Source organism: Streptomyces yangpuensis, from assembly GCF_001005295.1.
In the GTDB taxonomy this organism is placed as follows: Bacteria; Actinomycetota; Actinomycetes; order Streptomycetales; family Streptomycetaceae; genus Streptomyces; species Streptomyces yangpuensis.
The window spans coordinates 51,640-68,997 of sequence record NZ_LBMK01000006.1 but is presented as its reverse complement, the minus strand read 5'-3'; the positions used below and the strand labels follow the sequence as shown (position 1 = coordinate 68,997).

The window sequence follows — 17,358 nt, the reverse complement described above, 5'->3', positions numbered from 1 at the left end:
GCCCGTACCGCCCCTTCACCGACGTCGAATGGTGAACACGCTACGTGCGAACGCGCGTTCAGTCCTGCACGTCGGCCCCGGTGTCCGGAGCCACCGCCCGCTGCGCGGGGACCGCCACCCGCTTCGGGGCCAGGCCCGTCTTCGGCCGCGCCGGCCGCCACCGCCGGTACGCCCGGACCAGGGCCGCCACCACCGCGGCCGTCAGCAGGAACGGCAGCAGCGCCCCCAACGCCGCCAGCAGGTAGCGCAGGATCTTCGTGAAGACCTCCCAGCCACTGCCCAGCGCACCGAGGAAGGTGGGCTCCTTCTCCTTCTTCTCCGCCTTCGCCGGGGCCGGCTCGGAGACCGCCAGCGTGATCGTGCCCATCGAGGTCTGGTCCTTCAGCGCGGTCCGCTGCGCCAGCAGCGACTCCAGGTCCGACTGGCGCCGGCTCAGCTCGCCCTCCAGCATCACCACCTCGCTCAGCGCCGAGGCCTTGCCCATCATCTCCCGCACCCGCGCCACGCTCGCCTGCTGCGAGGAGACACGGCTGTCGATGTCGGCGACCTTCTCGGTGACGTCCTGCGCGTCGACCTTGCGGTGCAGCAGCTTCCCGCTGCCCTCCATGGCGCCGAGCACGGAGTCGTAGCGCTCCCCGGGCACCCGCAGGGTCACCGTCGAGGTCATCCGGCCGTCCTTGCCGCGCTGGGTCGACTCGTTGCCGACGTAGCCGCCCGCGCCGTCGGCCGCGGTGCGGGCGGCCGCGAGGGTCTTCTGGACGTCGGCCGTCTCGATGCCGAGCGTCGCCGTGCGGATGACGTTCGGCCGGACCGCGACCGGCGCCCCGTCCTTCGCGGCGGACGACCCCGCCGACCCCGCCGGGGCCGGGGCCGCCGCGGCGCCCGCCGCGCCCTCCCGGGCCTTCCCGTCGGCCGCGGGCGGCGCGACCGCCGCCTTGTCGCTCGCGGAACCCTGCCCGTCCGCCCCGCAGCCGGTGAGCGCGAGCACCCCGGTGAGGGAGAGGGCGGCCAGGGCCGCCGCGGAACGGTGTCTGCTGATGCTGCGCACGCTGTGAACCCCCGGTGATCGGCTGCTGTTTGCCGTTTCGACGTACAGGGTCCCGTCGCGGGTTTCGCACACGTGGTCCCGGGCCGGTTCCGATGCGGTCACGGTCCGGCCTCGGTGATCGGTCTGAGACGATGTGTCCATGCAGGAAGCGGACATGCGTACGGATCGGCCGGGGAGCCCCACCCGGCAAGCCGGCTCCCCGGGCCACGTCGTCGTGATCGGCGGCGGCATCGCGGGCCTCGCGGCGGCCCACCGGCTGCTCGCCGAGGGCGCCCGCGTCACGCTGCTGGAGGCCGGACCGAGGCTCGGCGGCAAGCTGTACTCCGGCGAACTCGCCGGAAGCCCCGTCGACCTCGGCGCCGAGTCCATGCTCGCCCGCCGCCCCGAGGCCGTGGCCCTCGCCCAGGCCGTGGGCCTGGCCGACGCCGTGCAGCCGCCCGCCACCGCCACCGCCCGCCTGTGGACCCGGGGCGCGCTGCGGCCGATGCCGCGCGGCCACGTCATGGGCGTCCCCGGAGACCTCGGGCCGCTCGCCGCCTCCGGTGTCCTCTCCGCCGAGGGCCTGGCCCGCATCGAGGCCGAGCGGACGCTGCCGCCCGCCGAGATCGGCGAGGACGTCGCCGTCGGGGAGTACGTGGCCGCCCGCCTCGGCCGCGAGGTCGTCGACCGGCTGGTGGAACCGCTGCTCGGCGGGGTCTACGCGGGCGACGCCTACCGCATCTCGATGCGGGCCGCGGTGCCCCAGCTGTTCGAGGTCGCCCGTACGCACGCCCTGCTGGGCGACGGCGTACGCGAACTGCAGCGCAGGGCCCAGAGCGGGCCCCAGCAGGCCGGCCCGGTGTTCGCCGGCATCGACGGCGGCATCGGACGCCTTCCGCTCACCGTGGCCGAGGCCTGCCGTGCGGCAGGCGCGCGGATCGTCACCGGCGCCCCCGTGCGCGAGGTCCTTCGTACGGCTGAAGGCTGGCGGGTCGTGGCCGCCGCGGAGACCGTCGAGGCCGACGGCGTCGTCCTGGCCGTCCCGGCCGGGCCCGCCGCCCGGCTGCTGGACACCCTCGCACCCGCCGCCGCGGCCGAGCTGGACCAGGTCGAATACGCCTCGATGGCGCTGGTCACCCTGGCCTTCCGGCGCCGCGACCTGCCCGCGGCCGTCTCCGGCGGCGAGGCCAGCGGCTTCCTCGTCCCGCCCGTCGACGGCCGGACCATCAAGGCGTCCACCTTCTCCAGCAACAAGTGGGCCTGGGCCGGCACCGACCCGGACCTCTTCCTCCTGCGCACCTCCGTCGGCCGCTACGCCGACGAGCGCGACCTGGAGCGCGAGGACGGCGAACTCGTCGAGGTGTCCCTCGCCGACCTCGGCGAGGCCGTGGGCCTGACGGCCCGTCCCGTCGCCTCCACCGTCACCCGCTGGGACGGCGGACTGCCCCAGTACCCCGTCGGCCACCTCGGCCGGGTCGCCCGGATCCGCGGCGCCGTCGAGGCCCTGCCCGGCCTCGCCGTGTGCGGTGCGCTCTACGACGGAGTGGGCATTCCGGCCTGCATCGCGAGCGCCGGCCGGGCCGCTGACACGGTGATCGCCGCGCTCGGTGCGCGTACGGCACCCCTGGCTCCGACCACTGATCAGCGCACGGGACAATAGGCACATGACTGCACCAGAGAAGATTCCCAACGCGGGGAAGAAGGCGAAGGACCTCAACGAGGTCATCCGCTACACCCTGTGGTCCGTCTTCAAGCTGAAGGACGTCCTGCCGGAGGACCGCGCCGGCTTCGCCGACGAGGTTCAGGAACTGTTCGACCAGCTGGCCGCCAAGGACATCACCGTCCGCGGCACCTATGACGTCTCCGGCCTGCGCGCCGACGCCGACATCATGATCTGGTGGCACGCGGAGACCGCGGACGAGCTGCAGACCGCGTACAACCTGTTCCGCCGTACCAAGCTGGGCCGCGCGATGGAGCCGGTGTGGTCGAACATGGCCCTGCACCGCCCGGCCGAGTTCAACAAGTCGCACATCCCGGCCTTCCTGGCCGACGAGGTCGCCCGCGACTACGTCAGCGTGTACCCCTTCGTCCGCAGCTACGACTGGTACCTGCTGCCCGACGAGGACCGCCGCCGCATGCTCGCCGACCACGGCAAGATGGCCCGCGGCTACCCGGACGTGCGCGCCAACACCGTCGCCTCCTTCTCCCTGGGCGACTACGAGTGGCTGCTGGCCTTCGAGGCCGACGAGCTGTACCGCATCGTCGACCTCATGCGTCACCTGCGTGCCTCCGAGGCCCGCATGCACGTCCGCGAAGAGGTGCCCTTCTACACCGGGCGCCGCAAGTCCGTCGCCGACCTGGTGGCCGGGCTCGCCTGATACCTCCCCTGGGGGGAAGGACCGGAGGACGACCACACCGTCAGGTGAGTGCCTCCGGTGGATCGGGAGGCACAGCCCCCGAAACGACGCAGCCGGAGATCCCGCCCGGAAGTTCAGACGACAGGCGGCAGCAGTGCCCTGCGGGCACCCGCCGCCCGGTCGTCCAGCGACACCGGTGCGGGCTCCGGATGCGGCGCGCAACGCACGCGCCACCCCGGGGTGGCGCCCGTCAGCAGATACCGCTCCACATGCCGGTCCACGCAGCCGTTGCGCCCGCCGGCCACGCCGTGGGAGCCGGCCCCCGTTTCCGTCACCAGCGAAGCCCCGGCGCCGAGCCGCCGCTGGAGCTCCGGCGCACCCGCGTACGGGGTCGCTCCGTCCCGCTCCGCCGCGACCACCAGCGTCCGCGGCAGCCGCTCGGGCTGGGCCCCGACCGCCACCGGCGACCGCTCCGCGCGGACCGGCCAGGAGGCGCACGGCAGATTGAGGAAGGCGTTGGCCCAGGTCTCGAAGGGGGCGGTGCGGGCCAGTTCGGTGTGGTCGCGGTCCCAGGTCCCCCAGTCCGCGGGCCAGGGGGCGTCGTTGCAGAGCACCGCCGTGTACACGGCCGTCGCGTTCTCGGCCTCGGCCGCCACCGCCGGATCGGGGGCGGCCTGGGCGGCCAGCACCGAGGGATCGCCGCGCAGGAACGCGGCCAGGGCCGCCGCCCGGTCCGGCCAGACGTCGTCGTAGTACGCGGCCTGCAGGTAAGCGGCCCGCAACTCGCCGGTCCCGACGGTCCCGCCCGCGGGGGTGCGGGCCACCGCGTCCCGGACCCGCTCGTAGCCGGCCTGCACGGCCTCCGGGGTGGTGCCGAGCCCGTACACGGCGTCGTGGCGGGCCACCCAGACGCGGAAATCGCGCCAGCGTCCCTCGAACCCCCGTGCCTGATCCAGGTTGTTGCGGTACCAGACGCGGCGCGGATCGGGATCGACCGGCGAGTCGAGGACCATCCGGCGGACGTGGCGCGGGTACAGGGTGGCGTAGACGGCACCGAGGTACGTGCCGTACGAGGCGCCCATGAAGGTCAGCTTCTCCTCGCCGAGCGCGGCGCGCAGCACGTGCAGGTCACGGGCGTTGTTCGCGGTGGTGTAGTACGGCAGGGCCGGGCCGGCCCGGCGCGCGCAGCCGCGGGCGTACGCCCGGGCCTGCGCGAGGCGCCGCATCTTGTACGCGGGGGAGGGGTGGACGGGCTCCTGGACGGGACCCTTCGCGTGGGACGCCGGGTCCTGGCAGGACAGCGGGGCCGAGCGTCCGACCCCGCGCGGGGCGTAGCCGACGAGGTCGTAGGCGGCAGCGATCCGCTCCCAGCCGGGGAGACCGGCGACGAGCGGGAAGGACATCCCGGATGCCCCGGGGCCGCCGGGGTTCTGGACGAGCGCGCCCTGGCGGGCGGCGCCGCGGGCCCCGGTGGCGGTGGCCCGGCTGACGGTGAGGGAGATCTGCGGGCCGTCGGGACGGGCGTAGTCGAGCGGTACGCGCAGGGTGGCGCACCGGACGTGGGACGGCAGGTCCTCGACGGCGGGACAGGCGCGGAAGTCGAGACCGGCGGCGCCGCCACCCCGGGAGGCGGCCGCGAGGGTGGCACGACGGGCGACGAGCGCGGCCCCTGCGCTCTCGGCGTCGCCGGTGTCGGGGATGCGGGAGGTGCCGCCGGCGGCCGGGGCTTCCGGGGGCGGAGGGGCGGGTGCGGCGGCGACGTCGGGCGCGCCCAGCGTGAGGAGGAGGGCGGCCACGGCGGCTCCGTGACGTGCGGTTCTCGTGCGCATGACGCCCCTGCCTCTCATCCGATGAACCGATGAGAGGCCCGGACGCCGCACTTGTAAAGGATCACCGGCCGGTGTCGGCGGCCGTGACCCGAATTGCCGTATCAGGAACTGCTGGAACTGCTGGAGCAACTGGAACTGCTCGAACTCGAACAGCTGGAACCGGAGGAGCTGCTGCCGCAGCTGGAACCGCTGCCGCTGCCGGAGGAGCCACAGCCCGAGCCCGAGGATCCGCAGCCGGAACCGGACCCGCAGCCCGAACCGCCGCTCCCGCCGCCCCCGTCGCTCGTCGCGCACCACAGCACCGGCAGCAGCTCGGCCGAGGAGTCGGAGGACGACGAGTGCCGATGGTGGGGGCGCGCGCCCGACTGGGCCGCCGCCAGCCGGGTGCCGCGCGCGGCGGGCACCAGCTGCTGGCGCAGGAACGGGTCGCGCAGGCCGCGCAGCCCGAACAGCGCCGTCTGCACGTGCGGGCTGTGGTCGTGCCCGTACGCGGACCGCAGGGCCAGCAGGGCACGCAGCCCGGCCGGGGTGACCCGGTTCCCGGCCCGGGCCCTGCAGAACAGGCCGAGGACGAGGCCCGCGAACAGTGCGGGCGCCACCGTCACGACGAACGGCACGCCGGGGTCGGCATCGAGGGCGAACTCCACGACGGTCAGCGGGACCGAAGCCACCAGCCACACCCCGCACACGACGGCCTGGACCAGCCCCCAGCGGCGTGGGGCCCGGCCGGTGCCGGGCGGGGCGACCAGCCCGCGGGCGGCCAGGGCGTCCCCGATCTCCTGGACGGCCGGGTCGCACATGGCGGCGTACCGCACCTGGTAGAGCCAGCCCGAGGGAGCGCCGGCGTGGGCCTGGAGCACGGCGCGTTCGGTGGGGTCGCCGGCCCACGCGCCGGGGCGTACCTGGACGATGCCGGGACCGCCGACGAGCAGTCGGCCGTCCCCGAGCAGCGAGACGAGCGCGGTGTCCACGACGGTGCCGGGGCCGCCCACCAAGAACGCGGCCTCGGACAGGTCGTGGAGGCCGGCCGCCGGGGCCGCGGGGGCCGGCCGGGCCCGGCGCAGCCCGCGTACGAGCAGGACGGAGGAGACGACGACGGCGATCCAGATCGCTACGGCGAGGACGTTCATGCCGCCCTCCCCGCGAGCGCCCGGGCCCAGCGCACGATGCGGCGCGGTGGCCTGGCCCCCGCCCGCTCCCGCCACCAGGCGGTGAGCCGGCGCCGTGCGGCCGGGTCGGCCGGGAGGTCCTGGATCAGCAGGTGCTCGGCGAAGTCCAGCGCGTCCCTGCGGTATCCGGCGGTCATCGGGCGGCCCTTCGCGTAGGCGAGGAAGGCCTCCCGGTACGGTGCACGGCCGCCGAGGATCCCGGGCAGCTCCGGAGCCACCTTGGCGACGACGTCGGCCCGCTTGGCGGCCAGTGCCCGCACCTGCACCCGGATCCGTGCGCGGTCGAAGCCCTCGGGCACGGGCGTCCCGGCCACCAGCACGGAGAGCAGGGCGGCCTGCGCGAGCCCCACCCGAGTCCGGGCCGCCTCCCCGGCCCCGGGCTCTGCCGCGGTCCCGTGCTCAGGCCCGCCCACGGGCTCTGCCCCGGCCCCGGGCTCCGGCACGGATCCCGGTCCTGGGCCGCTCACCGGCTCCGGCCCCCGCACCGGCTCCGCGCCGGCCTCGGGCGCGGCCGCGGCCTCGGGCTTCGTGCCGGCTGCCGGGTTCTTCGCCGCTTCTCGCGCAGTGTCCGGCGCGCCCGCCTGCGGCAGTGCCTGCGCCGTTGCCGTCAGAACCTCGCGGATCGCGGTCAGTTCGCCCGCGAGTTCCGCCTCGGGCGGGAAGTCGTCGTCCCGCTCCAGCAGAACACCCGCCGGTGCCACCCGGGAACGCAGTTCGGCCAGCAGGTCGAGCACCACCGGCGGCACGGGGTGCGCGTGGGTGTCGTGCCAGACGCCGCCGCGTTCGACGCCGCCCGCCACGTGCACGTACGCCAGCGCCTCCAGCGGGATCGCGTCCAGGACGGCGGCCGGGTCCTCGCCCCGGTTGACCCGGTTGGTGTGCAGGTTCGCCACGTCGATGAGCAGCCGGACCCCGGTCCGTTCGACCAGTTCCGTGAGGAACTGCCCCTCCGTCATCTCCTCGCCGGGCCACGAGAACAGCGCGGCGATGTTCTCCAGCGCCAACGGCACCGGCAGCGCGTCCTGCGCGATCCGCACGTTCTCGCACAGCACGTCCAGCGCGTCGCGGGTGCGCGGCACCGGCAGCAGGTGCCCGGCCTCCAGCAGCGGCGATGACGTCCGTACGAAGGCGATGTGCTCGGTGACGAGCGGCGCCCCCAGCGCCACCGCCCGCTCCCCGAGCGCCGCCAGCTTCTCCGGATCCGGACGGTCGGCGCCGCCGAGGCCGAGGGAGACCCCGTGCGGCACGATGCGCGTGCCGCGCTCGCGCAGCCGCCCGAGCGCCTCGGGCAGGTGGCCCGGGCAGATGTTCTCGGCCACCACCTCGACCCAGTCCAGGCCGTCCAGCCGTTCGACCGCGTCCGCGATCTCCGGCCGCCAGCCGATGCCCACCCCCAGGTGTGCCATGGGCTTCATGTCCCCCGCCCCCTCTCGTCCTGTTGTGTGCGGATGTCATGGCCCCGACGCAGTAGCGCCAATCCGCACGAGGGGACGTTCAGAGCAACATTTGAGGTTCCCGGCGGCCGGCGCGGGCCCGCCCCGGCCGCCGGGAGGCCGCCGGGAGGTCGCCGGGAGGTCGCCGGAGCGGCTGTCGGAGAGGCCGTCAGAGCCGGGCCCGCAGCGCCGGATGGTCGGCGACGACGGTCGCGCTGCCGGGCGCGATCTCGGTGAACCCGGCGTCGCGGACCACCGGCAGCCCGCTCCCGCCGAGCTCCGCCCACCGCTCGCGCGCGGCGGTCCGTACGGCCAGCCGGAAGCCCGACTCCTGCCAGGCGGCCCGCTCCGCACGCGTCAGCTCCCACCACGCCAGCTGTGCCGCGTGCCCGGCCTGGGCCATCGCCTTGCCGGCCGACATGCCGACGTCCGGGTTGAGCCACAGCACCGGCAGGGCGGCGCCGTCGGCCGCGGGGACCGGCTCCGGGTCGTCGAGGTCGGTGCCCGACACCTGGAGCTTGGCCAGCTCCTTGGGCCAGCCGTCGAGGGGCACCGGCGGGAAGACCCGGACCTGCGCGGCGTCACCGTGGACGGTGATGCCCGGCAGGGCCTCCGCCTTGCGCCACTCCGCACCGCGCGCCCGCCGGACCACCTTGCGGATCCGTGCGTCCTGCCAGTCCCGGACGGCCTGCGCCCACTCGCCCTCGCCCCGCGCCCGCTCGTCGGTGAGCAGCACCAGCACGGCCCGGGCCGCGGTCTCCAGGGCGTCGGTACGGGCGGGCGGCTCCGCCTTCTCGATGCGCACCACCAGCGGCAGGACGAACTGCCGGGCCTCGTCCCGCAGTACGTGCTCCCGCCGGAAGGCACTGTCGGCCCCGACCGCGGGTACGCCGGAGGTGTCGTTCGTGTGCTGGCTGCTCATCCCGCCAAGGATGCCAGGCTCCGCCTTGAGGAGGATGTCCCGGGTGCCTGCCCCGGGCGAGGATCGGGGCCATGAAGAGTGATCTTTTCGCGTCCGAGAACCTGGCGCGGGCCGCCGAGACCCCCGGCATGAGCCTGCAGAACGCCAAGTCCGTGAAGTACAACGTCAACGGGGAGATGCTGGCCCGTCAGGGATCGATGGTCGCCTTCCGCGGCGACCTGCAGTTCGAGCGCAAGGGACAGGGCATAGGCAGCATGCTCAAGCGCGCCGTCACCGGCGAGGGCCTGGCGCTGATGTCCGTACGGGGCCGGGGCGAGGCATGGTTCGCCCACCAGGCGGGCAACTGCTTCATCATCGACATCGAGCACGGCGACGCCCTCACCGTCAACGGGCGCAACGTGCTGTGCTTCGACCCGACGCTGTCGTACGAGATCAAGATGGTGAAGGGCGCCGGCATGACCGGCGGCGGCCTCTTCAACAGCGTCTTCACCGGCACCGGCAAGCTCGCCGTCGTCTGCGACGGAAACCCCATCATCATCCCGGTCACCGCCCAGGCCCCCGTCTACGTCGACACGGACGCGGTGGTCGGCTGGAGCGCCCAGCTGGAGACGGGTCTGCACCGCTCCCAGTCGGTCGGCTCGATGATCCGCGGCGGCTCCGGCGAGGCCGTCCAGCTGATGCTGCGCGGCGAGGGCTTCGTCATCGTCCGCCCGAGCGAGGTCACCGAGCAGGCGGCCGCGCACTGAACCTCACAGGTGTGGGCCGCCGCTACGGCCGGCGTCGGCCGTGGGTGCTGCGGGGGATCTCGCTGGAGGTGCCGCCCGGCACCCTCGTCCGGGTCGAAGGCGGCAACGGCGGCGGGAAGTCCACTCTCCTGCGGGTCGTCGCCGGGGTCGACGCGCCGACCGAGGGGCGCGTCGGGGGACGGCCGAAGCGCACCGCCTACGTACCCGAGCGCTTCCCGGTGGCGCTGCCGCTGACGGCCCTGTCCTACCTGACGCACCTGGGACGGGTGCACGGGCTCGGGCGGGCCGAGGCGGTCCGCCGGGCGACGCACTGGCTGGAGCGCTTCGGAGCCGCTGGGCACGCCCGCACCCCCATGGCCGAACTCTCCAAGGGCACGAGCCAGAAGGTGGCCGTGGCCCAGGCCCTGCTCGCCGGTCCCGAGCTGCTCGTCCTCGACGAGGCCTGGACCGGACTGGATGCCGCGGCCCGGCGCGAGCTGGACCTCGCCGTGGCCGAACGCACTGCCGCCGGGGCCTCCGTGGTGTTCGTGGACCACGACCCGGCGCGGCTCGCGGGCGTGCCCGACGCGCACCACCGGCTCGAAGGAACCTCACTCGTACCGGTGGCGCCCTCGGGCACGGCGGGACCCCGGGTACGGATCCGGGCCGCCGCGCCGCCCGGTGGCGTCCTGCCGCCAGACCTGGCCGGCCGGCCGGGCCCCGACGGCGTCGTGGTGCTGACCGTGGACGCCGCCCGCTCCGACAAGGTGCTGCGGATCCTCCTCGGCGCCCGCCCGCCCTGGCACGTATGCACCGTGGAGGAACTGCCGTGACCGCCCTCCTCCGCTACCAGGCCGCGCTCCTGCTGCGCTCCCAGCGGTGGCTCGCCCCCTGCGTCGCGTACGCGGCGTTCGTGGCCGTCGGGATCCGGCCGGGCGACCCGGTGCTGGACTCCCTCGGCTACGCGGCCGCCGGCCTGCTCCCGTTCGCCGCCTGGCTGGTCCGGATCTGCGCCGACAACGAGCCCCGCGCCGCCCGCGACTGCGCGGCCGCCGCGGCCGGTCCGGTACGGGTCCAGGCGGCGGCCCTGCTCACTGGCCTCGTCGGGGCGCTGATCGCGGGCGCCCTGGGATCCGGCGCGGCGTTCCTGCTCGGCGACCGGGCCGGAACCACCACCTCCGCGGCCGCCGTCGCGGGCGGCCTGGTGACGGCCGTGTGCGCCCTGACCGGCGCGTCGGTCGGCGCGCTGTGCGCCCGGCCGCTGCTGCGCCGCCGCGGCCTCGGTGTCCTGACGGCGGCCCTCGGCTCCCTGCTGGCCTTGGTCCTCGCGCCCTCCCCGGCGCACGGCGCGGTGTCCGCCCTGGCCACGGGGGCCCGCTCGGGAAGCACGCCGCTGCCGCTCACGGCCCTCGCGGTCGCGCTCGCCCTGGCCGGCGCCGCGGGCACCGTGGCCTGCCTGGCCGCCGAGCGGCGGGGGTGAGGGGACACCGCCTACGTCCCGATCAGTTCGGAGACTTTCACGAAGCGGTAGCCGCGCTTGCGGAGTTCCGGGACGATCTTCCGGATGGCCTCCTCGGTGACCGGGGCGGCGCTGCGCGTGCAGTGCATCACCACCACCGAGCCGGGCTTCACCCCGGCGAGGACCTGTTCCGCCACCGCGTCGGGGTCCTTCGCGAAGGCGTCACCGCTGACCACGTCCCACTGGACCGCCGTGACCCTGGCCGTGGACAGGGCCCGCAGCGCCGGGTCGTCGTAGCAGCCGCCGGGGAAGCGGAAGTACGGGACGGTGTTGACGGCCCCGGCCTGCCGGAAGGCGGCGAAGGCCCGGTCCACGTCGGCCCGGGCGGCGGCGCCGTCCAGCGCGGGGAGGCCGTAGCAGGGGGACGTGAAGGCGTGGTGGCTGTACGAGTGGTTGGCGATCTCGAAGTTCGGGTCGGTCCCGATGGACTTGGCCTGGTCCGGGTACTCCTCGGCCCAGCGGCCCGTCATGAAGATCGTCGAGGGCACCTTGAGGGTGCGCAGCGTCGAGATCAGCTGCGGGTTGTCGAAGCGCTCCCCGCCCGCGGCGCGCGGCCCCTGGTCGGAGGTCATGTCGGCGTCGAAGGTCAGCGCCACGGTCTTGTCCGTCTGCTGCTTCGCCCGCTCGAAGACGGGGGTCAGGCCGTTCGGGCCGGGTGCCAGGGTCGGGGCCCTGCCGGGAGCACCGGCCGGCGGCGCGCCCGGGGCGGGGCCGCCCGGGGAGGCGGCCGCGGCACCGGGTGCGGAAGCCGCGGGTGCGGAAGCCGGCGGCGCGGAAGCCGCCGGGGCGGATGCCGGCGGCGTGCCCATGCGGGCTTCGCGGCCGGCGTCCGGGGTGCCGGAGCCGCCGCCGCAGCCCGCGAGGGAAGCGGTGAGGGCGGCACTGAGTGCGGCCGCGGCCGTCACCTTGCGCATGCGCACAGAAATGGTCACGCACGCAAAATATATGACTATGTGACAAGTGGGTGTCCGCGGCACTCCCACCGGTGCCGAGAGACCCCCGGTCAGCGCCGCCAGGGGCCCGTCACGGCGAAGGTCGTGCCGGGGGCGTAGGCGTTGACGTACATCGTCCGCCCGTCGGGGGAGAAGGTGACCCCGGCGAACTCCCCCCACTCCGGGGTCCCCGGAGCGCCGATGTCCTGGGGGTTGCGAGCCACCGGGTAGACCTCGCCGCCCGCCGTCACCCCGAACACGTACTGCGCCCCGCCGCCGTCCTCGCACACCATCAGCCCGCCGTCCGGGGCCAGACAGATGTTGTCGGGGGACTCCCCGGGCAGCTGTACGTCGGCGGCCGGGCCGAAGAGCACGTCGAGCCGGAGCCGGGCGCGGCGCGGATCGTAGAACCACACCTGTCCGTGGTGGTCGGCGGACGCGCCCTCGCCCGTGCGGGCGTAGCTGGACACGAAGTGGACGCCGTGGCCGCCCCAGTAGCAGCCCTCCAGCTTCTGCGCGTGGGTGATGCCGCCCCGCCCGAAGTCCTGGTGCCGGACCGGGGTGCCGGCGGCCGAGGGGTCCGGTACGGGCACCCACTCCACCGGGAACTCCGCCCCGGGCTCGTCCACCACCGCCAGGTCCGCCAGACCCGGCACCCGCAGGGCCTCCAGGGCGCCCCCCGCCCGCAGCGAACCGGCGCCGCCGAGCGGCCGGTCCGGCAGGAACCGGTAGAACAGCCCGAAGGGCCGGACGAAGGCGTCCTCGGTCTCGTAGACCACCCCGCGGTACGGGTCCACGGCGACGGCCTCGTGCGCGAAACGGCCCATCGCGGTGAGCGGGACGGCGCCCGTGCGCCGCGGCCGGGCGGGGTCCACCTCGAAGACGTAGCCGTGGTCGCGGTCGTAGCCGGAGGTGCCGGCCCGGTCCTCGGTCTCCTCGCAGCTCAGCCAGGTGTTCCAGGGGGTGCGGCCGCCCGCGCAGTTGACGGCGGTGCCGGCGAGGGCGACGCGCTCGCCGGTGACCCGCCCGTCCCCGGCGAGGTCCAGGGCCGTGCAGCCCCCGAGCGCCCCCGGGTCGTACGTCAGCCCCGGCACGGCGGGGACGCGCAGGGCGGCGGTGACGCGGTTCTCGTGGTTGCGCACCAGCCGTACCCGGCCGCCCCCGGCGTCGAAGGCGGCCATGCCGTCGCAGTTCGCGGGGACGGCCCCCTCACCGGAGCGCAGCGGGTCGCCGGCGCGCGAGAGCACCCGGTAGCCGAACCCGGCGGGCAGGTCGAGCAGCCCGCGCGGGTCCGGGAGCAGCGGCCCGTACCCGCCACCGGCCCGGGCGGCCCGGGCGGAGGCGGGGGAGCCGCCGGCGAACAGCGCGCCCAGTGCTCCGCTGAAGGCGACCGCGCCCGCGGCGAGCAGGCTGCGTCGGGAGACGGACATCGGCGGCTCCTGAGGGAACGTCGGGAACGCGGGAACGCGGGAACGGGGGAACGCGGGAACGTCAGGGGCGGGTGGTGCCGGGGAGGCAGGCCACCGCCGGGTTGAAGGTCTCGTGCAGGCCGCGGGGGTTCTTCTTCCACAGCCACAGGTGCAGGGCGTAGTGGACCGGCTGGCCGGGGAAGTTGCCGGGCTTGGGGCCCTTGAACGCGGTGCCGAACAGGGTGGGGCGGTCGTCGTCCGTGGTCAGCTTCTGGTCGCGGTCGTAGACCAGCCACTGCACCCCGACGAGGCGCTTGCCGCCGCGCCCGTCGTCCTCGTAGTACAGCGCGGCGGGCTTCCTCGGGTCGACGGAGTTGTCGTACGTGTGGTTGAAGTGCGGGTAGCCGAGCGCGCCGGTCCGGCCCACCCTGTCGAAGACGCAGTACTTGTCCGGCACGTAGCCGTCCGCCACCGCGTTGGCGTGCACCTGGTACCTGGCGGTAGCGCCGTACGCGGTCGCCCGGTCGGCCAGGGCCTGGCCGGTGGCCGGACCGTGGTCGGCGGAGGCCGTCGGTGCGGTGACGGCCGCCAGGGCGAGGGAGGCGGCTGCGATGAGGGCGGGGGTGAGACGTCGGGCCATGCGCGGGGCTCCTCGTGACGGACTGGCTGGTGGCACAGCAGCCCTTCCCGCCGGCCGCCGTACCCGCCCCGCGTCCGCCGCGTACACGGCACGGACGGACGACCGCCGATCGGCCGACGGCCGCCGGGCGGTCACCGGGCGGCCGGGCGGGTGCTCACCGGGCAGCCGGGCGGGCGGCCGGCCCGCCGTCCCCCGGCCGACCGCCGGCCGGACCTCCGTACGCCGGCGGCCCGGCCACCGGCGCCGGCGGCTCACCCGAACGGGAGCGGCGCCGTTTCGCGGCGCACCGGCACGGGGAACCGGTGAGTCCGCAGACGGCCGTTGCGACGGCCACGGCCACGGCCCCGGCGGCCGGTGTGACGGAGGGTGCGGAACATGGCGCAGCGGGATGCGGCACCGAACGGCGACGGAGGACTGCGGGACATCGTCTCGGCCGTCTCGCGGGGCGCGCCGGAGTACCGGCAGTGCCCCCACCCCATGTACGCGGCCCTGCGCGAGCAGGACCCGGTGTGCCGGCTGACCCCTCCCCACGGGATCGACACCTATCTGATCACCCGCCACGACGACGCCCGCGACGCCCTGTCGGACCCCCGGTTCAGCAAGGACATGCGCGGCGCCATCGACACCTACCACGCGGTGTACGGCAGCTTCTTCGACGCGCTCGACGACAACGTGCTCTTCTCGGACCCGCCCCGGCACACCCGGCTGCGCCGCATCCTGCGCAGCGCCTTCACCCCCCGGCGGGTGGAGCAGATGCGGCCGAGGATCACCGAGATCGCGCAGACGATCCTCGACGGGTGCCGCAGGGCCGGCACGGTCGACCTGATGGCCTCGTTCGCGTTCCCGCTGCCCGTCGCGGTCCTGTGCGAGCTGATGGGCATCCCGCAGGAGGACCGGCCGGAGATCCTGGAGCAGTTCGCGGTCGTCACCCGCTCCCGGTTCGACCCCAGCCGCCGGGCGGAGCTGAAGGCAGCCGAGGAACGGCTCCAGCACCGGCTGGAACGGCTCATCCAGGACACCCGTGACCACCCGTCGGACACCTTCCTCAGCGACCTGCTCCGGGGGGAGGAACAGCTGGACGATCCCGAACTGGTCGCTTCGCTGTGGGTCCTGTTCTTCGCCGGCCACAAGACCACCGCCTACCAGATCGGGAACTCCGTCCTCAACCTGCTGCTCCACCCCGAGCAGGCGGCCAGGCTCCGCGAGGACCCCCGGCTCATCCCGGGGGCGGTCGAGGAGATGCTGCGCTTCGAGGGCTCGGTGGAGACCTCCACCTTCCGGTACGCGGCCGAGGAGGCCCGGATCCGGGACACGGTGATCCCCAAGGGCTCCCTGGTGCAGATCGCGATCTCCGCGGCCAACCGGGATCCGGAGCGGTTCGACGCGCCCGACGACCTGGACGTGACGCGCGAGGGCATCCAGGGCACGCACCTGGGCTTCGGCCACGGCACCCACTACTGCCTGGGCGCGCCCCTGGCACGGCTCGAACTCGAGATCGCGCTCGGCTGCCTCCTGCGGGAGTTCCCGGACATGCGGCCGGTGGACCTGGCGGAGACCCGCGGCGCGTGGCTCAAGGGACCGGTGGCGGCCTTCCGGGGGCTGGAGCACCTCCGGCTCGTCCTGGAGCCCTCACGCCCGGACGGGGACCCGGGCGGGGACCCGGACGAGCCGACCCTGGCCGCCGTGGCCTCCGGAAAGTGACCCCAGACCCGATGGGCGGTGGATTGACATGACGGATTCCGTGAGTACCCCCGCACTGCGTCTCCTGGGGACCCCGGCGGACGAACTGCGTATCGCCGCGGTGGGCACCAGCGAGGTCATCCGGATCGCCCGGAACCCCTCCGCGCCGGCCCGGGACGCGGCGGGCACGGTCCACTCGAAGATCGACATGCACCATCACTACTGCGCCCCGGAGTGGCGCGAGTGGGCCGTGCACCACGGGCTGGTCACGCCCGGGCAGCTGCCCCCGTGGACCCGCCTCGGCACCGATGCGGCGATCCGCTTCATGGACGACGCGGGCATCACCACCGCGGTCCTCAAGCCGATGCTGCCGGCCCGCTACCACTCGTCGGCGCAGCTGCGCGAGGCGATCAACATCACGCTGCGGTCGATGATCGAGGTGGCCTCCTCGCACCCGGGCAGGTTCTCCTACTACGTGCCGCTCTTCCTCGACGACCAGGAGGCGTCGTCCTGGGCCGTGCGCCGCGGGCTCGGACAGCTCGGCGCCGTCGGCGTCAACGTGACCGCGAACTACGGGGGCGTCTACCTGGGGGACCCCGCCTACGACCGGCTCTTCCACGAGCTGAACGAACGCTCAGCGGTGGTCGACACCCATCCGCACAACCTCCCGGGCTGCGCGCCCGGCGCGTCGACGGTCCCCGGCATCCCGAACTTCATGTGCGACTTCCTGCTGGACACCACCCGGGCCGCCGTGAACATGATCAGCAGGCGGACCCTGGACCGCTTCCCGGACATCTCCGTCGTCCTGCCGCACGCCGGCGGCTTCCTGCCGTACATCGCCACGCGCCTGCAGGCCCTGGGGCGGTTCTGCGAGCCGAGCGTGGAGCCCGCCGCCGTACGCGACCACCTGAGCCGCTTCTACTACGACACCGCGGGCCCCATGGCGCCCGCCGCGACCCTGCTGGAGCACGTGCCGGCCGACCACGTCCTCTTCGGTACGGACTGGCCCGCCGCCCCCGCCGACACGGTCATGGACCTGGCGCTGCCCGCTCTCGACGCGGACCCGGCCTTCACCCCGGAGCAGCTGCGGGGGATCTACCACGGCAACGCGCTGAGCCTGATCCCGCAGCTTGCGACGGCCTGAGCCTCTACGGCCTGAGCCCCGACGGCCCGAGCCCCGACGGCCCGAGCCGCAGGGGTAAGTGCCGCAGGGGGACGGGGCCGCGCCGTGCGGCCCCGTACCCCCGTCGGCCGTGATCAGGCGAGCTTGGCGCTCAGGGTGATCGTCGTGCCCGTCAGGGCCTGGCTTACCGGGCAGTTCTTCTTCGCGTCCTCGGCGGCGGCGACGAAGGCGTCGTTGTCCAGGCCCGGGACCTCACCCTCGACGGTCAGGTGGATGCCGGTGATGCCCTCGCCGGGCTGGAAGGTGACGTCGGCCTTGGTCTCCAGGCGGGTGGGCGGGGTGCCCGCGCCCGCGAGGCCGTGGGACAGCGCCATCGAGAAGCAGCTGGAGTGGGCGGCGGCGATCAGCTCTTCCGGGCTGGTCTTGCCGTTCGCGGCCTCGGAGCGGGCGGGCCAGGAGACGTCGTACGAACCGATGCCCGAGGAGTCGAGGCTGACGACGCCCTTGCCCTTCAGCAGGTCGCCTTCCCAGACGGTGTGCGCGTGACGCGTGGTGGCCATGGTGATCCCTTCGCAGAGGTGGGGAAACGGCCG

16 protein-coding genes are annotated in these 17,358 nt (G+C 74.8%); 7 read left to right on the top strand and 9 right to left on the bottom strand.

What is annotated here, in order from left to right:
• Positions 1-58: 58 nt before the first annotated feature.
• Positions 59-1,048, bottom strand: coding sequence for a DUF4349 domain-containing protein (locus AAT21_RS26790; protein ID WP_046779513.1), 990 nt, complete (start codon positions 1,046-1,048; stop codon positions 59-61).
• Between the two features lie 154 nt (positions 1,049-1,202).
• Between AAT21_RS26790 and hemG the strand changes: the two genes are divergently transcribed.
• Positions 1,203-2,687, top strand: a complete 1,485-nt coding sequence (gene hemG / locus AAT21_RS26785; protein ID WP_046779693.1) for a protoporphyrinogen oxidase — start codon at positions 1,203-1,205, stop codon at positions 2,685-2,687.
• 4 nt (positions 2,688-2,691) lie between these two features.
• On the top strand, positions 2,692-3,405 hold the full coding sequence (gene hemQ, locus AAT21_RS26780; RefSeq protein WP_030032685.1) for a hydrogen peroxide-dependent heme synthase: 714 nt from the start codon (positions 2,692-2,694) through the stop codon (positions 3,403-3,405).
• Positions 3,406-3,518: 113 nt separating this feature from the next.
• Here the strand turns inward: hemQ and AAT21_RS26775 are convergent, their stop codons facing one another.
• The 4 genes from AAT21_RS26775 to AAT21_RS26760 all read right to left on the bottom strand — a co-directional run bounded on the left by AAT21_RS26775 (position 3,519) and on the right by AAT21_RS26760 (position 8,737).
• Positions 3,519-5,213, bottom strand: a complete 1,695-nt coding sequence (locus AAT21_RS26775) for an alpha/beta hydrolase (RefSeq protein WP_052758000.1) — start codon at positions 5,211-5,213, stop codon at positions 3,519-3,521.
• 101 nt (positions 5,214-5,314) lie between these two features.
• Complete coding sequence (locus tag AAT21_RS26770) at positions 5,315-6,343, bottom strand: TIGR04222 domain-containing membrane protein (RefSeq protein WP_052758005.1); 1,029 nt, start codon at positions 6,341-6,343, stop codon at positions 5,315-5,317.
• Positions 6,340-7,797: an MbnB/TglH/ChrH family RiPP precursor modification enzyme gene (locus AAT21_RS26765; RefSeq protein WP_046779512.1), complete on the bottom strand. Its 1,458-nt coding sequence runs from the start codon at positions 7,795-7,797 to the stop codon at positions 6,340-6,342. The genes AAT21_RS26770 and AAT21_RS26765 overlap by 4 nt, the downstream gene beginning before the upstream one ends.
• Positions 7,798-7,984: 187 nt before the next feature.
• Positions 7,985-8,737, bottom strand: a complete 753-nt coding sequence (locus tag AAT21_RS26760; protein ID WP_046779511.1) for an aminoacyl-tRNA hydrolase — start codon at positions 8,735-8,737, stop codon at positions 7,985-7,987.
• 71 nt (positions 8,738-8,808) lie between these two features.
• On the opposite strand from AAT21_RS26760, the gene AAT21_RS26755 reads away from it, so the two are divergent.
• The 3 genes from AAT21_RS26755 to AAT21_RS26745 are packed head-to-tail and all read left to right on the top strand — an operon-like array spanning position 8,809 to position 10,942.
• Positions 8,809-9,483, top strand: coding sequence for an AIM24 family protein (locus tag AAT21_RS26755; RefSeq protein ID WP_046779510.1), 675 nt, complete (start codon positions 8,809-8,811; stop codon positions 9,481-9,483).
• A complete protein-coding gene (locus AAT21_RS26750; protein WP_046779690.1) occupies positions 9,480-10,295 on the top strand; it encodes an ATP-binding cassette domain-containing protein in 816 nt (271 codons plus the stop codon). Before AAT21_RS26755 ends, AAT21_RS26750 begins: the two co-directional genes overlap by 4 nt.
• Positions 10,292-10,942 (top strand): hypothetical protein, encoded by a 651-nt coding sequence (locus tag AAT21_RS26745; RefSeq protein WP_046779509.1) that lies wholly within the window; start codon positions 10,292-10,294, stop codon positions 10,940-10,942. The genes AAT21_RS26750 and AAT21_RS26745 overlap by 4 nt, the downstream gene beginning before the upstream one ends.
• A gap of 11 nt (positions 10,943-10,953) precedes the next feature.
• Here AAT21_RS26745 and AAT21_RS26740 read toward each other — a convergent pair whose 3' ends face one another.
• The 3 genes from AAT21_RS26740 to AAT21_RS26730 form a co-directional block, all read right to left on the bottom strand.
• Complete coding sequence (locus tag AAT21_RS26740) at positions 10,954-11,895, bottom strand: polysaccharide deacetylase family protein (RefSeq protein WP_046779508.1); 942 nt, start codon at positions 11,893-11,895, stop codon at positions 10,954-10,956.
• An 89-nt stretch (positions 11,896-11,984) separates the two neighbouring features.
• Positions 11,985-13,343, bottom strand: coding sequence for an alkaline phosphatase PhoX (locus AAT21_RS26735; protein ID WP_046779507.1), 1,359 nt, complete (start codon positions 13,341-13,343; stop codon positions 11,985-11,987).
• Positions 13,344-13,404: 61 nt separating this feature from the next.
• Positions 13,405-13,962 carry a hypothetical protein gene (locus tag AAT21_RS26730; protein WP_046779506.1) on the bottom strand — a complete coding sequence of 186 codons (558 nt, stop codon included), beginning with the start codon at positions 13,960-13,962 and terminating at the stop codon, positions 13,405-13,407.
• Between the two features lie 375 nt (positions 13,963-14,337).
• On the opposite strand from AAT21_RS26730, the gene AAT21_RS26725 reads away from it, so the two are divergent.
• Both AAT21_RS26725 and AAT21_RS26720 read left to right on the top strand, forming a co-directional pair.
• Positions 14,338-15,663, top strand: a complete 1,326-nt coding sequence (locus AAT21_RS26725; protein WP_079025979.1) for a cytochrome P450 family protein — start codon at positions 14,338-14,340, stop codon at positions 15,661-15,663.
• 40 nt (positions 15,664-15,703) lie between these two features.
• Positions 15,704-16,786 (top strand): amidohydrolase family protein, encoded by a 1,083-nt coding sequence (locus AAT21_RS26720; protein WP_235439231.1) that lies wholly within the window; start codon positions 15,704-15,706, stop codon positions 16,784-16,786.
• Positions 16,787-16,899: 113 nt separating this feature from the next.
• On the opposite strand, the gene AAT21_RS26715 is transcribed toward AAT21_RS26720, so the two are convergent.
• Positions 16,900-17,325, bottom strand: coding sequence for an OsmC family protein (locus tag AAT21_RS26715; protein ID WP_046779505.1), 426 nt, complete (start codon positions 17,323-17,325; stop codon positions 16,900-16,902).
• Positions 17,326-17,358 lie beyond the last annotated feature (33 nt).